Source organism: Roseibium suaedae (assembly GCF_900142725.1).
GTDB lineage: Bacteria > Pseudomonadota > Alphaproteobacteria > Rhizobiales > Stappiaceae > Roseibium > Roseibium suaedae.
In genome coordinates this window covers 395,846-413,000 of the sequence record NZ_FRBW01000003.1, presented here as the reverse complement: position 1 = coordinate 413,000, position 17,155 = coordinate 395,846, and the positions used below count along the sequence as shown (strand labels likewise).

8 protein-coding genes are annotated in these 17,155 nt (G+C 57.5%); all 8 read right to left on the bottom strand.

The genetic code is table 11. From position 1 onward, the window contains the following. Positions 1–201: 201 nt before the first annotated feature. Complete coding sequence (locus BUA94_RS15390; protein ID WP_175558053.1) at positions 202–2,154, bottom strand: DNA phosphorothioation-associated putative methyltransferase; 1,953 nt, start codon at positions 2,152–2,154, stop codon at positions 202–204. A gap of 116 nt (positions 2,155–2,270) precedes the next feature. Next, positions 2,271–7,640 carry an FtsK/SpoIIIE domain-containing protein gene (locus tag BUA94_RS15385; RefSeq protein WP_073014199.1) on the bottom strand — a complete coding sequence of 1,790 codons (5,370 nt, stop codon included), beginning with the start codon at positions 7,638–7,640 and terminating at the stop codon, positions 2,271–2,273. Continuing rightward, on the bottom strand, positions 7,637–9,193 hold the full coding sequence (locus tag BUA94_RS15380; RefSeq protein WP_208980111.1) for a hypothetical protein: 1,557 nt from the start codon (positions 9,191–9,193) through the stop codon (positions 7,637–7,639). Before BUA94_RS15380 ends, BUA94_RS15385 begins: the two co-directional genes overlap by 4 nt. Before the next feature lie 2 nt (positions 9,194–9,195). Beyond that, positions 9,196–11,013 carry a hypothetical protein gene (locus tag BUA94_RS15375; RefSeq protein ID WP_073014198.1) on the bottom strand — a complete coding sequence of 606 codons (1,818 nt, stop codon included), beginning with the start codon at positions 11,011–11,013 and terminating at the stop codon, positions 9,196–9,198. An 8-nt stretch (positions 11,014–11,021) separates the two neighbouring features. After that, on the bottom strand, positions 11,022–11,837 hold the full coding sequence (locus BUA94_RS15370) for a phosphoadenosine phosphosulfate reductase domain-containing protein (RefSeq protein ID WP_073014197.1): 816 nt from the start codon (positions 11,835–11,837) through the stop codon (positions 11,022–11,024). Continuing rightward, positions 11,834–14,986 carry a hypothetical protein gene (locus tag BUA94_RS15365; protein ID WP_073014196.1) on the bottom strand — a complete coding sequence of 1,051 codons (3,153 nt, stop codon included), beginning with the start codon at positions 14,984–14,986 and terminating at the stop codon, positions 11,834–11,836. Before BUA94_RS15365 ends, BUA94_RS15370 begins: the two co-directional genes overlap by 4 nt. Further along, on the bottom strand, positions 14,983–15,900 hold the full coding sequence (locus BUA94_RS15360) for a DUF4007 family protein (RefSeq protein ID WP_073014195.1): 918 nt from the start codon (positions 15,898–15,900) through the stop codon (positions 14,983–14,985). The genes BUA94_RS15365 and BUA94_RS15360 overlap by 4 nt, the downstream gene beginning before the upstream one ends. Then, a complete protein-coding gene (locus BUA94_RS15355) occupies positions 15,863–17,023 on the bottom strand; it encodes a cysteine desulfurase family protein (RefSeq protein ID WP_073014194.1) in 1,161 nt (386 codons plus the stop codon). Before BUA94_RS15355 ends, BUA94_RS15360 begins: the two co-directional genes overlap by 38 nt. Positions 17,024–17,155 lie beyond the last annotated feature (132 nt).

Below are 17,155 nucleotides of genomic sequence, written 5' to 3'. Positions count from 1 at the left end.
ATATTTGGCAAACAAGTTCCGGGGGAGGGGAGATATCAAAGATGCGATACCCCGTTGAGTTTTGGCTTCTTCTTACGGTATGAACCCTTGAACACCCCGGTGCGTCCCTGTCGACTTTGTCGTCATATGCCCGGGGTAAAGCTTTTCAGTCTTTAGAAGCAGCAAAACAGTTCCTATCGTGTGGGAAGAAATCATATTATTCTAATTTGAATGAGATTGACTAAATATTATAGATAGTTGGGAGTGACTAGGGCCTTTCCCGTTCTCATCCACCAAGCCTGTTTTTCTCAAATTTTCATCTATTTTTAGCTGGAGGTCTCGCTTCTCTTCTGAAGCAGGCAAGTATTTAGATTTGAGATAAAGAGCCTTGTCTCTTGGGTACTTCCGACTTGAAGCCGCCTTGCCGAGATGGACATGAAACTCCTCTACAATCTTCGGTATAGGCCTTGAGATGTCGTCGCAGCGAATGCCTTTTATGTATCGTGTCTTGAGGTCGACTATCAGGAAGTCACTTGTCATGAACGACTTATCGAGGATTTCAGCGCAGCCGATCATAATTCTCAGGGGCACCGGAAGCGAACGTTCAGAATCCATGGACATATAAAACGTGCCGTCCTCTGAGAGTGAGCCGACGACATCGGAAGAGGCTTTTACCGCCGCATCTATTAAAGTGTTTACATTTCCAATTTCTGTGAGCACGCTTCGTGCTTGACTTAACACATTGGCGTGGCTGCCGAAGAACGCCCTAACGTCCCGTCTGATGCTGATGGGAAGCTCTCCGTACTTAACAGCGCCCGGGAATAGGCCGACCGCGAAATGAACCAAGAGATCCTCCCGTCTGGCCGCGGCTGCGGCTTCGAGGGTGGTTTCATCGCCGAAGGCGGCTAGGCTCTCCGAAACGGCGGCTTCAACCCGGAAGCCCTTTCCGGATATCGCCGCCACCAGATCGTCGGGCATCTCCTCAGGGCCCGGTGATCGACCTAGCTCGATAACGAGACGCCAGAGTTCCTCAAGTTCTTCTCTGAGTACATCCCTGATGACGGGCCGGCTTTTCTTCGTTTGGGGGATGTGCGTTCGCGGGGGAATGCTGACATTCATGCCCAGTGCGACCGAGCGGGACTTCCGGCGGAACAACACCCTCTGCTCCAGGTCCTTGTCGCGGAAAGCCGCAACGATGCCCGGGGCGAAATTGACCGGAGGCTCTCCGGTGACCTCGGACAGGAGGCGTCGAAGCTCGTCCTGGGTGAAGTATTTCTGGAATGTGTCCCATCCTGACAGGAAGCCGTCACCGTAGGGTTGGAGCTTCGTGGTGTCGGTCTTGCCGGCCGACATGACGGACACCACGATGCCGTTCCGGGCGAATGACCACGCCGCCTTGAGTGTTTCCAGACGTTCGTGGGGATCCTCGATGACGTTGAGCACGAAGCCCAGGTTGACGATATCCGCTTTCCGGCGCTCGCCGTCAGGAGCGTGGACGGGGTCCCATCCGAAAACCTGGTAGCCGTTTTCCCTCAGGATGCCGACATCGCTCCCGCGACCGCAGCCGTAATCGAAAATCGATGTGGATCGGTCGGCCATGCCGAACCGGAGCATGAGGTTGATCGGCTGGGAGAGTCCGGATCTCTGGATGGCCGTCTTGAACCGGTGGACCGTCCGGGTCTGGGCGCCGCGTTCGCGAAGCGCGTGACCGTCGAGAACGAGACCGGCCGCGTCGATTTTGTCGGACCATGCCTTTTTGGTCCCGATCTTCGTCGGTTCCGAAAAAAGACCGTGCCCTTCGGCTGCGCGGGTCAGGGCGGCAAACCGGGGAATGCGCGGATCCTCAGGGAGCAGCAGCAGTTCCTTCCGGTGGAGGATCGGCGGATTTTCACGTGTCGAGTAGTCGATGGACTTGGTCGTCCCGGCGGTCAGTTCGACGGATGCGGAATGAAGAAGCGCAGGAAACGGATGTTCGTCGAAGTCCGCATAGGTCAGAAGTCCGACGGCTTCCGATCGGATCTTGACGACATTCCAGTCGGTCGCCTGAGAGACGCTTTCGGCATCGCGGACCTTGCGTCCGATTTCCTCCGGGAGCCGAGAAAGCGCGGATCGGTGAACGTAAAGCCAGCCGCCGACCCTTTTGCCGACGGTGGGATGCTTCCGTTTGTCGTTCATGCCTTGACCGCCGGACATGGCGGGTTCCCGAGTGGATGTGAATGTCCTACCCGGGAACCATAATCAATGCCGGCGAATGCGCAAAGAAAACCTATCGATGGAAGGCATCGGAAGTCTCAGGCTCTCCCCCAGTGTTTTTTGATCGCTTCCGCCAAGTCATCCGCATCGTCCTCGTCGATGAAAGGCGCCTGCCCGATGATAAGTCCGGAATTGCCGGTCGGGATTTCATTGGCGAGTTTCGCGGCGAAGTGGCCCCGTCCGATGAGGTTTTCGGCTCCCGTCTCATCGAGAACGATGCGCGAGTTTATGCCAGACGACACCTTGAGGCAGATCTTGTTGTTCAGGTTCGCCTTGACCTGTGACGGCAGGGCATCCTTGTCCGGGCGCTGCGTGATGACGATGAGGTGAACCCCGGCCGCACGGGCTTTCTGCGCCAGTCTGACGACCTGGTTCGAGACCGCTTCCTGATATTCGGTGTTCTCCTTGTCCGCGGTCCAGTCGCCGAGTTCATCGTGAACGAGAACGATCCGCGGAAGCCGTGCCTCCGGAGCGACCTTGGCGTTGTACTTATCGATGTTGGAGGCGATCTTCATGATTTCCTCGTACCGACGTTCCATCTCATCCACCAGTTCCCGGAACGCGGCGATCGCCAGATCCGGGGAGGTGATGATGTCGCCGTCCATGTGCGGCATGCCCCTCAGCCAGCGGTAGTCCCCGCCGAACTTGGGGTCGATGAACTTGAGACGGAGATTGCGGGGCGAGTTCGTCGCCAGGATGTCGAGGATCAGGTTCCTCGTGAGGACGCCCTTGCCGCTGTTCGACTCGCCGGCGATCAGGGTGTGGGGACCGTGCTGGGGCTGACCGCCGTTCTCTCCGTAAAGATTGAGGTAGACGAGTTCTCCGTTCTCCTCTCTCTCGCCGATCAGGAAACTGCCATTATAGACGGGAGCTGTCTCCGGGAGTTCACGGCGTTTCCAGAGTTCGGTCAGGGAAAGAACCCTTCTGTTGGGTCTGCGCACCATGACGAGAACCTCGCCGACGCCGGGACGAACGTCGGTTACGACGATACCGTGGGAGGTTTGCAGTTCCTCCTTCTTCTTGGTGACCTGCTGGACCGTCAGATTGTCGTTCCCTTTGAAGCTGATCATCCCGGAGATCGGAGTGAGCCGTGCGTCGACGATCTCCGTCTCCATGCCGTAGCCCTTCAGAGCCCTCCTCAGGGAAACCTGCGTCGTCTCGAGCCATTGGTTGTCGGCTTCGGTGTCGACGGATGCGGGCTGGGCGTACATGTACTCCATAACCGACATCGGATAACTGCCGCCGTCCGTATCTTTCGGCGGGAAGGACCGATCGACGGCTTCCTCGGTCTCCTTGACGGGTTCTTCGGTTTCCGAGGTCGGCGGTGCGGTGTCTCCCGGGTCGGCCGGGATCCCTTCGTCGGGTGTCCGCATGTCGACGACGGGTTCCGTCGGTGCCTCGTGGGGCTCGTCCGCAGGGGGGGACGGGTCGGGCAGGAGTTTGCTTCCTGCCGGATGAGGCAACTGAAGGAAGGAGGTTTTTCTTTCCTCCGATCCTTCGAACTCCCGTATCATGGTTTCGATACGGTGTTGGTTGAAGGCGAACTGCCGCATTTCGGCCTCGCCCTCCTTCGGAATGTACGGGTCGAGTTCATCGTCGGTCGTGTCATGGATGAAGACCATGGATGCGGCTCGCAGGCGGACATCGGCGTCATTGCTGCGAAGCATATCCGTCCAGATATCGGGCGTCGCCCCGTCCGGGGATTGCGGAAACACTCCGTGTTCCAGCAGGAGGTCGGCGACCCGCGAGCGCCACATCCTCCTGTTGAGCTTGTCGCTGTCGAGAATGAGCCTGCTCTTCAGGTCCCCGGTCGTGGAGCGAGTCTGCTCCCATGACGACTTCATTTCCTGGGCCTGATTGGCTTTCCCGACGAACTTGCTCTCCACGATCACCAGTTCGACGAACGGCTCGTCGTCCTTCTCGCCGATGCACAGGTACATGAGGTCCGCCTTCTTTCCAGAATGGCCGAGCCAGTCGGAAAAATCGTCAAGCAGCAGACAGGCGACGGGAGTGAGGTCGTTCGGCAGGGATGCTCTGATTGCAAAATCGCTGAGAACGAGGCCAATCAGTTCGTGCGCATTTTTCTCACTCCGCGCGGCCTGGAGAACGACCCGCCCGGAGATCCTCGCGGCGGCCTTGATGAACTCGTCCGCCAGTCTACTCAGATCCTGCCCGCGCTTGGGGGTCAGGTCGATCAGCTTGTCCTGGATTCGGGAATGAAGGATGCCTCCGGTCTTGTTCGTGGAAACGATAAGATTGTGCGAGGCCCCGGGGCGCGTGATGAAACGAATGACATTGATGTCGTTGTTCTTCAGGAGTTGCCGATCGGCGATTTCGTCGTAAGTCACCACCCATTCTGCAACGTTGTGAGCTTTTCTGATCGCGTCCCCGACCGAGCTGTCGGCGAAGTTTATCTCCCTGACGGGGGCGTAGTTTTCGAGCGTGTCGTTCTTGTCGTCGCGGTGAAGGTCGTGAATGAGGTTGACGTAGGCCTGCACCTCGACCGGTCGCGTGGACGGAATGAGGAGCATTTCGCTCTTGCGCTCGCCCTTGGCATGAGACTGACGACGGGTTTGCTCGTCCGGGAGGTGGCTGTGAAAGGACGGCCATCCCCTTCTGGGTTGGTGAATCTTCCGCCAGGATACCAGTGCGGATCGGGAGATGACATCGTGCAGTAGCGCGACATCCGCCTTGTGCGTGCCGGAGCCGTTATCGACGGAATCCACGTCGACGAAGCCGACGCGGAGTCGAGATAGGAACGTCTGGGCGGCCTCGCTGGCGAGAACGCCGTCCAGCTCCATGGAGATGCGGTTGTTCTGATCCGCGTATATCTCGCGGAGGCGTTCCGGGTTGGTGTGGGTCAGGATGAGGTCGCAGCGAAGATCCGCCTCGTGCTCGACCTTGCGGGCGAGCTGGTCCGCCAGTTTCGCCGGAAGTTCCCGATTGTCCGCATTGTAGAGCACTGCGGAAAAGTTGGCCCGTTCGTGCGGGTGGATGTCGAGATATTCCTTGGCGACGGTTAGGAGTTCGCTGGTGGCCTCCTTGGCGTAGCTGTCGAAAGATTCGTTCGCGCCTTCGTCCACCGTCGGGGGTTCCATGTACCCGAACCCGGCGAAATGGGAGGTTTCGACAAGAAGCCTCGGTTTGGAGGTCAGCGGCGTGAGGGAGAGGTTTGGATGCCAGCTCCGCTCGATGGATCGGGCTTCGGAGATAGCGAATGTCCTCAGGTCCGCGCCATTGTCGCCGCTCTTGAGGAGCGCTCGAAGCGCCTCGGCGGCGCGTTCCGCTTTCGCGCAGTGCTCGGCGAGGCGAAACGGGTGCCAGGGACAAGAAATGGCGGCCGGTGGCGCATCCGTTGACCAGGCGAGGCCAATCGACAGGGCAGGCTGCCAAAGGCGTTCCCTGCAAACGTCGTTTCTGGCCAGACGCCTCAGGTTTTGAAGAAGTTCGCCGTAGCGGCGGGATTGTTCGTAAATATCGTCATTTAGAAGTCCGGCACCCGTCCCGTCCGCAAACCCCCTGACGGCACTGGTGTAGGATTTTTCGAAAGCGTTGAACGACGACTCGATTTCGGCGGCGCTTTCCGCGATGAGTATGTCCCCACGAAGCTCAGTGAGCGCGGCCCGGAAGACCTGTCCCATATTGAGGTTCGTATCGTTGACCTCGACGAGCGCTCCTTCCCGTTTGTCGAAGGCGTCCTGAACGCTGGAACGATCATCAAGGCTGATAACGCCGTTCCCGGGCCTGTCGGATGCCTGGGATCGTGAGAACCTGCCGAGCGCGAGGATGGCGGCGTCGCTATCGAAATTGGCAATGTCCCGCACGTTCGCCGAATAGGCGTTCGCGAAGGAATTGGGCGGCATCGTCCACACGAGCTGGGTGGAGTGCTTGGCCGTCTTGATCGCGTTCTTCCGATCCTCTTCTGTCGTGGTATCGGATCTGTCGACGACGAAGATATCGAATTTGAACTGCCGGGATATCTGGGAAGTCTTTTCGCTGGTCTTACCGTCATCCCAGTGGTCGGAATGGCTCCAGAGAAGCCCGAAATCCAGCACGGCTACGTCACTCACGAGTCCGGGCAGACTGCGCCAATTGTCCCTCAGGTAACGGCACAGGTCCGTATTCTTCTCTTTCCAGAACGACAGCTTCTCTGCACCGACCATCTTGATCAGAAAAATCGGATCGTCCGGAAGGTCTTCGATGGATTTCTTAAGGTCGGCCGCCGCGATCAGAATGCCCGAGAGCAGGTTGTCGTGCTCTTCGATCTTGCGGAAGACGAACGATTCCCATCGCTTGAGAAGGCGCTTGTCGGATTTCAGGGACTCCCGAAGCCGGAAGAAGAGTTCCCGTTCCTGATCGTCCGCATCGTCCCGTTCCGACGCAATGGAGGTGAGAAGTTCCTTCTCATCGTCGGATAGGGATGAGGGTTCGTTGGTGTCGAACCAATCCAGTGTCGCCGCTCCGAGAGGGGCCTTCTTCGGCGCCTTGCTCTGCTTCAAGAGGAGGACGAAAACGTCCCAAGGCAGTTTGACCGCCTCCTCTTGTGCTGCGGTCCAATCACCGGCGTGAACCGCTCCGTCTTCTACGAGGGCTTTCAGCTTGTTCGCGTCATCGGACGAAATTCGTCCTTCGGAGAAAAGTTCCTCGACGCGAAGGGAGAGTTCCTTGAGGTCGAGAGGACTGCCACGGTCGTTCCGGAGGTAGATCGCATTTTCGGCGCGCGTCTGGATCTCGGCCAGTTCCGTGCGCCATTTCGCGACGGATTTCGGGCGATCGTTCGACGAGGGCACCTTGAAGTGCCCGGCGCCTGCCGGAATTCGGAAATACGGCAGGGCGTCGTCCATGCATTTGGAGAGGTTCGGCGTGCTTTCGAACGACTTGTCGAGAGCGAGCATGAACGCCGCAAACATGGGCAGGCCGTTGATCACGAGTCCGGCCTCGTAGGAGGCAATCATGAACCTGCGCAGATTTTCACGTCCCCGTTCATTCAGCGTCCGCAGCTCGTGGCAACAGTCTATCCAGATGTCCTCCTCGCGTAGCAGGGATTGTTCGGAGATCTTCTTGATGTCCTTAACGGTTGCGCCGACGACCTCGAGGTGGTCCGTAGACGTGGCGATCAGGATGGCTCCTTCCCCTTCCGACTTCTCCATGTTGCGGAAGTGGGTCGCGCTTTCAGATGAGAGCATGGAGGACGGGAGACTGTCGTCGCTTAGCTCCGGGTTCACGTAGGCCTCGACGCCGGGAATGGTCGAGTGAACCTTGCGTACGATCGCACTGGTCAGCCCGGGTTCGAGTCCGACGATCGCAAACAGAGGTTTTTTCGTCGGATCATCCTTGATCGCACGTTCGATCACCTTGGCCGCAACCTGGCCGATGAGGTCGTAATCGGGCCTTGTGGCAGCCGTCATGTTGTTTTGCCTCCGTGGAACGGGTTTTTCACGAACGCACAATCGTCAGACAGTCGGTTCAAAAGACCGAGGACGCGTAGCCTTTCTTCGAAGAGTCTCTCGTTTGCCTTGAAGTGTCCGTAGTTGAATGTTTTGAAGGCCTTTCCGGCAACATGTGGGCCGATTATGATTCCGTATCGATCCCAGAGCTTCGTCAGGAATGCCTCGAACTCCCATGGTTCGTTGACGTTGGCGTAGACGAGTGCTTCGATGATTCCGTCACTGGCGGCATACCAGCGGCCGACGCCTTTCCGTGCGACGGCAAGACCGATCTGTTCGGCGTAAAAACCTATGACCCGTCCCAAATGCTGATCGTGGTTGCTGATGGCTTCTTTTTTGATGAGTTCCGGGAAAGCCGCCGGTTTGACCGGGTCATCCGTCTTGAAGTGGAACTTGCGATTGACGAGATCGTTGATCGCCTGAACCGGGTTGACTGCCGTTTTTGCGGTCGCCCATTCAGCGGTTCCCTCGACGTCGTCGACGACCCGCTCGATCACCATCCTCGTGATGTCCCTGTGCTGCCGGAAGCAGTCTTTCGAGATTTTCTTCACGCCGACGGTTGTCGTGCTGACCATGTCGATCGGCATGGCCAGGGTCATTTCATCATCGATGCCAAGAACCTCGGTGGCGCGTTCGATCATGTACCGGATGATGCCCAGGCCGGTCAGACGCATCAGGGGGTCGAGCAGGCTGTCGTCCGGCAGTTTGTGCAGAGACAGGAGACTCACCCAATCCTCGGCGATCCGATCATAGGCGGGATGGGAAGGCATCGGCAGATAGCCGAGACTGTCGAAGGAAACGGACTTGTTCTCCTCCTTCGGTTGAAACACCCGGGCGAGCGTGTCCCATTTGTTCCGATCAGCGAGAAGGCGATCGGCGACGAGGCTCTCGAGCGTCTCTCTCCGGGCGCTCCGATTGAGCATCATGTAGAGGAGTTCTCCACCCCTCGAGAAGAAACGGCGGTCCTTGTTCGGGGTTCCTTTCCGTCCTTCTCCATAGTCCGCGGTAAGCATGTTGGGGCCACGCGGAGCAAGGTGTCTGGACGTCGCTCGTCTCGTGCGGTTGCTTTCGATTTCCGCGGCTCTCAGGAGCGCGACCGCATTGGCGAAGGCGGTGAAGTGCGTGAAACGCTTTCGCAGATAACCGAGTTTGTTCGCTCCTTCTCCACCCGGCATAACGCGAGCGAACCACTCGTTCCACATGTGAGCATCCGATGCGCCGGATGATGCGATCTCCTCGATGTGGCGATCCTTGAACAGGATGGTCCGAAGTTCTTCGCGCATGGCGAGGGAATACGTGAAGTTCTCGTGGCGACCGTCGATGAGACCGGGAAAGATGAGAGAGTGGTTCGCGTCGGAGTTCCGGAACTGCATAATGCCGAGCGCCTCCAGCAGGAGCAGCCACGGCGTTTGGTCGTTATACAGCCGATGCCCCCAGATCTGCTGTTCGATCCAGACGTCGGTTTCATGATCGTTGGGGGACTCCAGGGCTCCCTGAAGGTGGCTCATGGTCATATTTAAATGCTCTCCGTCACACCCAGCTCTTCAGGCTGCAAGCGTCCGCTTTCTCCGAGCTTGACGATCCTCAGGTCTTTCAAGTGATCTATGTCGATAAGGTCATTGGCCTCCAGGCCAGCGAGAATGCGTAGTCTGAATTGACGCAATTCCTCGAAACACTGACGTGAGAAGCTGCTCGGAAGACTTCCTTCTCGGACGCGGAGCAGGTATTCGAATAGGATCGGCTGAAGCGGTGCGGAAGCGAGTTCGATGAATGAGTCGCCATGGGATCTGCGGAACCTGACCGTCATCTTCGGCCTATTGAAGGGATCCCCGGGTTCGAAGTCGAACATGACCAGGTCCCTCTTGGAGGAGCCAACGGGCATATCGTAGTCGAGAACCCGGCCGACACGGCTTTGGGCGTTGGCCGCCGGGCCTGTTAGATAGAGTGTTGCGCTGTCCTCGCACATCATTCCGGAGTAGCTCCGGTTCAGGCCGATCACGAGCCGGCTTCTGATGTGTTCGTCCATTCTTCCTTCGTTAAGTCCGTCCCAGAAACTGACGTACATCCCCCCGTATTTGAAAACGGTCAGCTTCCAGGGATCTATCTCGTCGTCCTCATCGGTATCGGGCAGGGTGAAAAACAGTCTTCTTCGCTGGGTTTCGAGGTCCTGTTGAAATTCGGAATAGTCCTCGATCTCGCCCCGCCTGTAACTGCTCCTCTTGTTCTCGAAGAGATTGGCGCCGTGAAGTTCGTCGTTTTTGACGTATTGATCGTAGAGGTCGGACGGCTGGCCTTCGATCAGCAGTCCGTCGATCTCGTTGTTCGTTTCCTCGCCGATCCCCGCATTGTGAAGAATTGAGAAGCAGAGATAGCCCATGCTCTCCTTGAGCCCGAGGTTCAGCCCGAGGGCGTTGTCGAACGGATTGGAAAGCTGCCGGGTGTCGTTGTCGGCCAGTTCATGGGCCGTCTTGCAGGTCATCATGGGAGTCTTCTTTCCGGAAACGCCCAGTACGATGTTCGCGATCAAAAGAAGAAGGTGGCGCATCGGAAGATGCTGATCGTTGGCAGCGGCGATGCGAATGAGGTCCGTCAGGCGCTGCCGTGTCGCACCGTCGGTGCCGATGATTGCCCTGTTTCTACGGATTGCGCATTTCTCTCCGGCCAGTAACGGGCAGTCGTTGCAGAGTGTCCAGCCGTCGTGGTTATGCACCGCATCCACGAGTTGACTGAACAGGACGTCGTGACGTTGACGACTGAGATTGTGCATCTCGAGATGGAGGTCGTCACATCGCTCGGATCCGGTCTCGAGCATGGTGCGGATATGTTGGCCGATCCGGTCGACGTCGGGACCTTCGCTTGAGTATTTCCTCCAGAACCGAAGAAGCTGGCCGTCGTTCGCGGCGACCAGATAGACGGTCGCCTGATCGCGTCCGAGCAGGGAGCCTATCATTCCTTGCAGAATTTCGCGCTGAAGGTCGTTGCCTTCGAACTGGCTGAGGTCCTTGACGATAACGAGCCTGATGCCGGATCCGGGAAGTGTCGTTTCGAGCATGCCGTGTTTGGACTGCCAGATCGTAAGGTCACCGCCGAGTTTCTCGAAGATCCGCCGACAATGCCAGGTCTTTCCGTCTCCGGCCGTCCCGGTGAGAATTACGTTTTTCGGGTTGGGAGATTGAAAATTGAGAACGAGGTCGTCGAGACGTCCGCTTTCGACCTCGATGGGGCTTACGCCAAGACGCTCCGACGAGCTGACGACGTGTTCGTCGTATATCGAGTCCGATGAGGCCGATGGGCCGTAGGTCCTGATGAAGTCTACGATGGGATTTTTATGCATCGAGGGCCTCAGAGGTGGCAGATCGCGCAGCCGTCCTCGTCGGATTTCGGCTTCATCGTGCGTTTGGGCATTTGCTCGATCTGGTCGAGGGAACGGCCGTCGACCCAGGTGAATTTACGACCGTTCTTGCCGGACTCGTACTCCTTGGCCTTCTCATACAAGTCGGGATGCCGTTCTTTCAGTCCCTGCCATTCGGCGATCTGTTGATAAAAACAAAAATAACAGCCCGACCTCGACCGCCATTCATAATACTCGGGGGATCCCAGACCGCTGTCTTCCAGGAGGTGCATGATGTCGGAAACGGTCATCCCGTCGTCCTTGAACGGGTAGACGGGGATGATGTTCGGCTCTTCGGACAGCAGTACGGGTTTTCCGTTTCCCGTGTAGCCGGAGCGGTTCTCGTCCGCGCGGATGCCGATGTAGGAGTAGGCCCGGTCGGATCCGATGTATTTCTCGTACGGATGGATCTTCAGCATCCGGGTGCACCACCGGGAGCGGGGACTCGGAAGGAACCCGGAGAAGTGTTCGTAGAGGACCACGTCGAAGGGCGACCGTCCGTGTTTCTCCGAAACGCCGAGAAGGTCGAGGGCCGTGATCCTGGTCACCTTCTTCCCCAGAACGTTCTGAAGGCGCTCAAAGTAATCGTATGTTTCTGGAAGTTCAGCTCCAGTGTCCGAGAAAACGTACTCGTAGTCGACGTCCGGATTACATTGGCTCAGGTAGATCGCTAGGGCTGTGCTGTCCTTTCCGCCGGAAAGAGGAACGATGTGCCGTGCGTTCTTATCCATTGACGCGTCATCGACATGAACAGGTCTGATCGTCATTTCGCTCTGGCTCCTTCCTCTTCGGACTTGATCGTCTCGAGCATTTGCTGAAGGTGCTCGATTTGCGAGCGGATGATGGGTTCCATTTTCCTGGATGGCGTACTGCCGTCCAACGCCGCCGCCTCAATCCGTAACCGACACTCGCGAAGCTCCTTGCGGAGCTGTTCTGCTGTATTGTCCTGCCATCTTTCAATCCCTCGTTGCAAGAGGACTGATGTAAATACGCGGGCTAGGGTCTCCGGAGTGTGCCGATTTCCCTGCAAACTCTCGTTGGCGGTCCTCAGGATCGCCTTATCCGTCTGACGCAGGTCCGGCCGGCGAATCATCATATCGACGTCCATGCAGGACACCCATCGGCGGATGCCTTCCATCGTATCCTCTGCATTGCCGACGGATAGCGTCGCCTGGATGATTTCCACGGCGTCACGGAGATAGCCGTCGATAAGTCCGTCGATCACGGTTCTGCACGTTTCGATCTTCGAGACGATGCCCGGGAGCCCTTTTTTTGTCCTTTTCCCGAACGTCTCCGGGATCTTCACGAGGAACAGATCGGCAGGATCGGAGGCTTCCTGAATGAGCCTGAGAAGTCCTCGCGCGTCGTCCGTGAGGCGTCGGGACCGGCGGGCGCCGTCCGCCACCGTGGTCATCCACTCCTTCAGGCAATCGTCGGCGAACCTGACGTGCTCTTGATACTTGCCGGGACGTTTCTGCGCGAAGGCGAACGATATTTCGGCAAGGTAGGAGAGGGTTTCCTCTTTTTTGTCATGGATGACGAACGTGTGCTTGTCCGGGGTCTCGAACATCCTCACGGATTCGAACCCGAGTATATCCGGAACGTAGTCGCCGTCACTGTAGATGCTGACGCAGGATCCGAAGGCCTTGTAGCCCGCCATGACATATACGGGGATAACACCCTCGGCCATGCCTATGGGCGCGGCGGCCAGCGCGTCGGAAATATCCGTGAGGCTCTTTCTTCCCGGTTCGACGAAGAAATCCCTGATTTTCATCCACGCCTCGGCAAGCCCCGGGCATTGGAGTTCGCCGGTTTCGGCGAAACGGCCCGTCCCGTCAGGATCCGAAACATGAACGCCGGTATGTTGCAACAACGTCCGGTATATCGACGCTTCGGCCGAACCGTCGTCGGACGCATAGCCCAGGGCCGATTTGTCGGCATGTTCCATGATCTTCGTGATCAGACGGATGCGGTTGGTCGTCATCTGTCGGCTGATCCGCTGCCGGACCATCTGATCGTTCACGATCTTCGGTGTGAGCGGGAAAAGGCGGTCCATCATGTCGGAGGCGGACGCGGACGCGGGCCTGTCCCAATTCACGTTGAGAACCCTTCCTCCGCTGTACCAGGTCGCGGCGGAGGGACGCTGGCTCGTGAGACGGTGCATTGCCAATTCGAGATGCCTGCGGGCGACGCCGAGAAGTTCGTCGATTTCAGTGCCGACGAGCGGATCTTCCGAGAGGAACGCGTTGTCGGATTTCAGAGACAGGAGGGAAGCGATCTCGAGGGAGGCTTCCAGGACTTGCACGGGATCGTGGGGAATGACGATGACCGTGTCTTCGCGGGTGTCCGATTCCGCTGCCTCCCGTGCGACCCTGACATCGTCAGCGGAACCGCACATGACATAGGCGACGGCTCCCCAAGGAGCTTCGGGGGCTCCGAATTCGAGGAAGTCCGCGAGATTTTCAGGCATCACGTAGAACCCGGAAAGATAGCGGGACGTTCCCTTTTCGAGATTGTGTCTGATCGGCTTGACGAACGGCGCGGGATGCTGCTCGGAGAGGAATCCCGGAAGATCGAACCCGGTCATGATTTTCATGCGCTCATCGCTGACGCGGGAGGCGACATCGATATCCGCACCATGCCAAACGGACACGTCGTCATTCAGCTTCCGATGCAGGATGAGCTTCCTCGAGATCAGGTCGGAGACTGCGGCGTGAACGTCCTTTCTCGAATATCCTTTCGATCTGACGGCGAGTTCGAGGGCAGCGCGCGTCAGATGGCGGCGCTCTCCGGAAAGTCCGATCTGCAAGAGAAACGTCGCGGACACGATCTCGAGTTCGAGATCGGTTGCGCACTTGCCCCTGGCGCTTTCCGCTTCGACCCATTTCCGGTGCAGGCCGCCGACCCCGACATCGGACCGAATTGCTTCCGAAAACGCGAGATAGACCTCGTTCAGCCCGATCGGGTCCTCAAGAGAGACGCCTTCGATGAAAGAGAACAACGACCGCTCGTTCTGACCGACACGAGAAACTAGACGCGGCAGGACCTGAAGCGCGCCTGCGGAGAGAGGCCAGGCCCGGGACAGCATGGTCTCGGTCGCATCTGCGGACGTCATTCCGTCGAACCATCCGGACTCGACGGCTCCTTCGGCGATCGATCCGATCATGCGTTTGTCCGGGAGCGCATCCGTGCGTCCGGCAATTGACTCGGCGAGCAGTCCGTACAGTTCCCGACTGTCCTCGACGAACCGGATCTGTTCGAAACGGCCCTCGATTTTCCTCCATTCGCTGCGGGCCGTCTGGTTGAGGCTTTCGGCATAGGCGAGGAGGTTCTGGTGCAGAAGCAAAGTCAGGCTGGCCGTCGGGGCATCCGTTCGAACGGACCATTCGGCAAGTCTTTGCACGTTGTCGAGATCTCTCGACCTGCCGTCCATGACCAAGCCTTCGAGATGCCTGCCGAATTCATCCCAGACGATCGCGACATGATCGACGCCTTCGAGCTTCGAGACGGCGTTGAGGGTCTTCTGCATGGTTTTGAGGTTGCCCAGACCGAGCGACGCGCAGATTTCAGCCGGGAGATCCCGGACATATCCGCTGAGCAGGACCATGGCGCCCCGCGCCCCGGATTTCGCCCGGGATCCGATCAGTTCTGCGCCGTCATTCGAGATACCGGCCATTCGAACGGCCATGTCTTTCAGGAAAGGGCCGTCGTCGGGCGCATTGCGGACGCAGATGGCCCCCACGGATGCAGCGAGGGATTTTCCGCTCCCGTACGACGAGACAACCATCGTCGCCCCAGGTCGGATCACTGCCGAAACCACTGGAGCCGATCTCGAGGTGGGAATGTAATGAGATACACGCTCGCTGTGCCAAACATCATCCGCGATGTTGATTGAACGAAACATCTTGCGGGTCATGCTGAGGATGCGGCCTTCTGGAAGTATTTCTTGAGCCATCGCTCGGGCGGCAGAACCGGGGTGGTTATTACTCTGTCCGATCCCAAGAGGGCTATTTCGACGCCGTCCTCCGCATAATCGCTCACCGCCCTTTCAACGAGCTCATTGACAGCATCGCCGTCAAGGTTCATCAGCCTTCCGGGGGCGTTGCGCCCTCCGACCAGCTCTGACAAGCGAATAGTGCCGACACCACCTTCTCCGCACATTGCGGAAACGGCCGCTAGGAAGGCCTCAACCGGGATCTTGTCCAACGGTCTGGTTCTTTCGTAAGTGCCAGTTTCAAAATTTCGCATCAGAACACCGAGCGATCTAAATGGAGAAACGGTGGCGTCCTCGGGGTCTGCCGCTTCTGCGGCGGCGGGTCTGGCGTAAAGAGCGAGAAGACAGTTGATCTCCCTTTGAGTGGTGTTGAGAGTGGCGGGATTCTTCGCTCGCTCGCGGATATGACGAACAAAGGCTCCTGAGCAGGCCTCCCTGTCGAAAGACCTCATGGAAAAGTCGTTGAAGAACCAGTTCCAGACAGTTCCGGTCCTGTTTGCCAAATTGACATGGGCCATCCACAGGCTCGCGGAGAACTCCAGATACGGGTCGAGTTCGATCAAGGCGCGCCCGAAAGCGGAAGGCAACATAACCTTCTTCTTTGACTTCCCCACTTCGACGGCACGAGTTACGCCTGTTGCCTCAAGCCAGAAAGCAAGGGACTTCACCATCCGGCTTCCGAGACCGAGGCGGTCCGCCGTATCCAGATCCGCGACGAAACCGGCCGTCTTGTCGGCGTCGCGCATACCTTTGGAAAGCCAGCCCTCCCGAAGGTGAAACGTGGCATGTTTTCCGAACTCAAATCGTTCTTTGGATCCCTCGACCGTTGTTGTCATTAAAATCTCTTACAACCCTGGAAATTACTTGAGCGGCTTCTTCTATCTCTGATTCAGTGTTCATTATCGACACAGAAAACCGCACGCTACAATAGGCATCGGTTTCAGAAAGGCCCATTGCAAGTAGTGTTTTTGATGGTTCCGGTTTGCCGCTTGAACACGCTGATCCAAATGAGCAAAGGATGTCGTTTGCGTCCAGAGCCGCAATCAAAGCCATTGCGTCATGTCCGGGAAAGCATACGTTTGAAGTGTTGCCTACGCGCGGAGAATTTTCTCCATTGATTCGGATGTTTGGCAGGCGGCTCTTCAGCGCAGTTTCAAAGGCATCCCTCAGAGTTTGCATATAAGCATTATGCTGATCGAAATTTTCCGCTCTCTCCGTGAAGGCTGCGGCCATACCGATTGCGGCCGGCACGTTTTCAGTTCCAGGTCGGATGCCCCGTTCTTGACCGGCACCGTTCATGTAGCCCGGCAATCTTTCGACTGCGTGGTCGGAAACGTAGAGGAGCCCAATTCCGTGTGGTCCATGCAATTTGTGGGCAGAACAAGTTGCGAAGTCGATTCCTTCGAAATCGAGAGGAACGCGACCAACGGCTTGCGCTGCATCAACATGGATGAATGCCTCCGGACGAATGTCTCGAACCAGTTGGACAATTTCTGTGATGGGTTGAATTACACCGGTTTCGCTATTCACCCACTGGACACTTACCATCGTTGGAAGCGCGGACGACGTCAAAGCCTCCGAGAGTTCCTTGAGTTTAACGTGCCCACGAGCATCAACCCCAATGAGAACGTTGTTCCTCGTCGTAGAAATAGGATTCGCGACGGAGGGGTGTTCTATCTGTGAGGAAATGAGCTGGGTGTCACCGAGTCTGAGGAAGGTCTGGATAGCTATCCAGTTTCCTTCCGTTCCTCCTGAGGTGAAAATCACGTCCTCAGGAAAGATATCTCCAAACAGTTTTGCCGCGTCGTCACGGGCGGCCGTGAGCAACTTTCGCGCCTGCTCTCCGGAAGAATGTGCGCTCGATGGATTGAGGGGACCGACGTTCAGCGCATTCACCATGGCGTCTCTTGCTGACGAAGAGATTTGGGTTGTTGCGTTGGCATCCAAATATGTCGGCATGCGTACTCCAGGTGCAAGTGTGGGACGATTTTTCTTATAGTAAACTCAAGAATGTCAATCAGTTCGAGATTTCAAGATTTTGGCCAAGCTTTGGAAACAGAAAATGGCCCTCAATCGCTCCAGTCTGTTTTC

Coding starts and splice junctions, on each gene's coding strand:
- BUA94_RS15370 (WP_073014197.1), bottom strand. CDS start 11,837: ATGACGATCAGACCTGTTCATGTCGATGACGCGTCAATGGATAAGAAC.
- BUA94_RS15355 (WP_073014194.1), bottom strand. CDS start 17,023: ATGCCGACATATTTGGATGCCAACGCAACAACCCAAATCTCTTCGTCA.
- BUA94_RS15380 (WP_208980111.1), bottom strand. CDS start 9,193: ATGACCATGAGCCACCTTCAGGGAGCCCTGGAGTCCCCCAACGATCAT.
- BUA94_RS15375 (WP_073014198.1), bottom strand. CDS start 11,013: ATGCATAAAAATCCCATCGTAGACTTCATCAGGACCTACGGCCCATCG.
- BUA94_RS15360 (WP_073014195.1), bottom strand. CDS start 15,900: ATGACAACAACGGTCGAGGGATCCAAAGAACGATTTGAGTTCGGAAAA.
- BUA94_RS15385 (WP_073014199.1), bottom strand. CDS start 7,640: ATGACGGCTGCCACAAGGCCCGATTACGACCTCATCGGCCAGGTTGCG.
- BUA94_RS15390 (WP_175558053.1), bottom strand. CDS start 2,154: ATGAACGACAAACGGAAGCATCCCACCGTCGGCAAAAGGGTCGGCGGC.
- BUA94_RS15365 (WP_073014196.1), bottom strand. CDS start 14,986: ATGACCCGCAAGATGTTTCGTTCAATCAACATCGCGGATGATGTTTGG.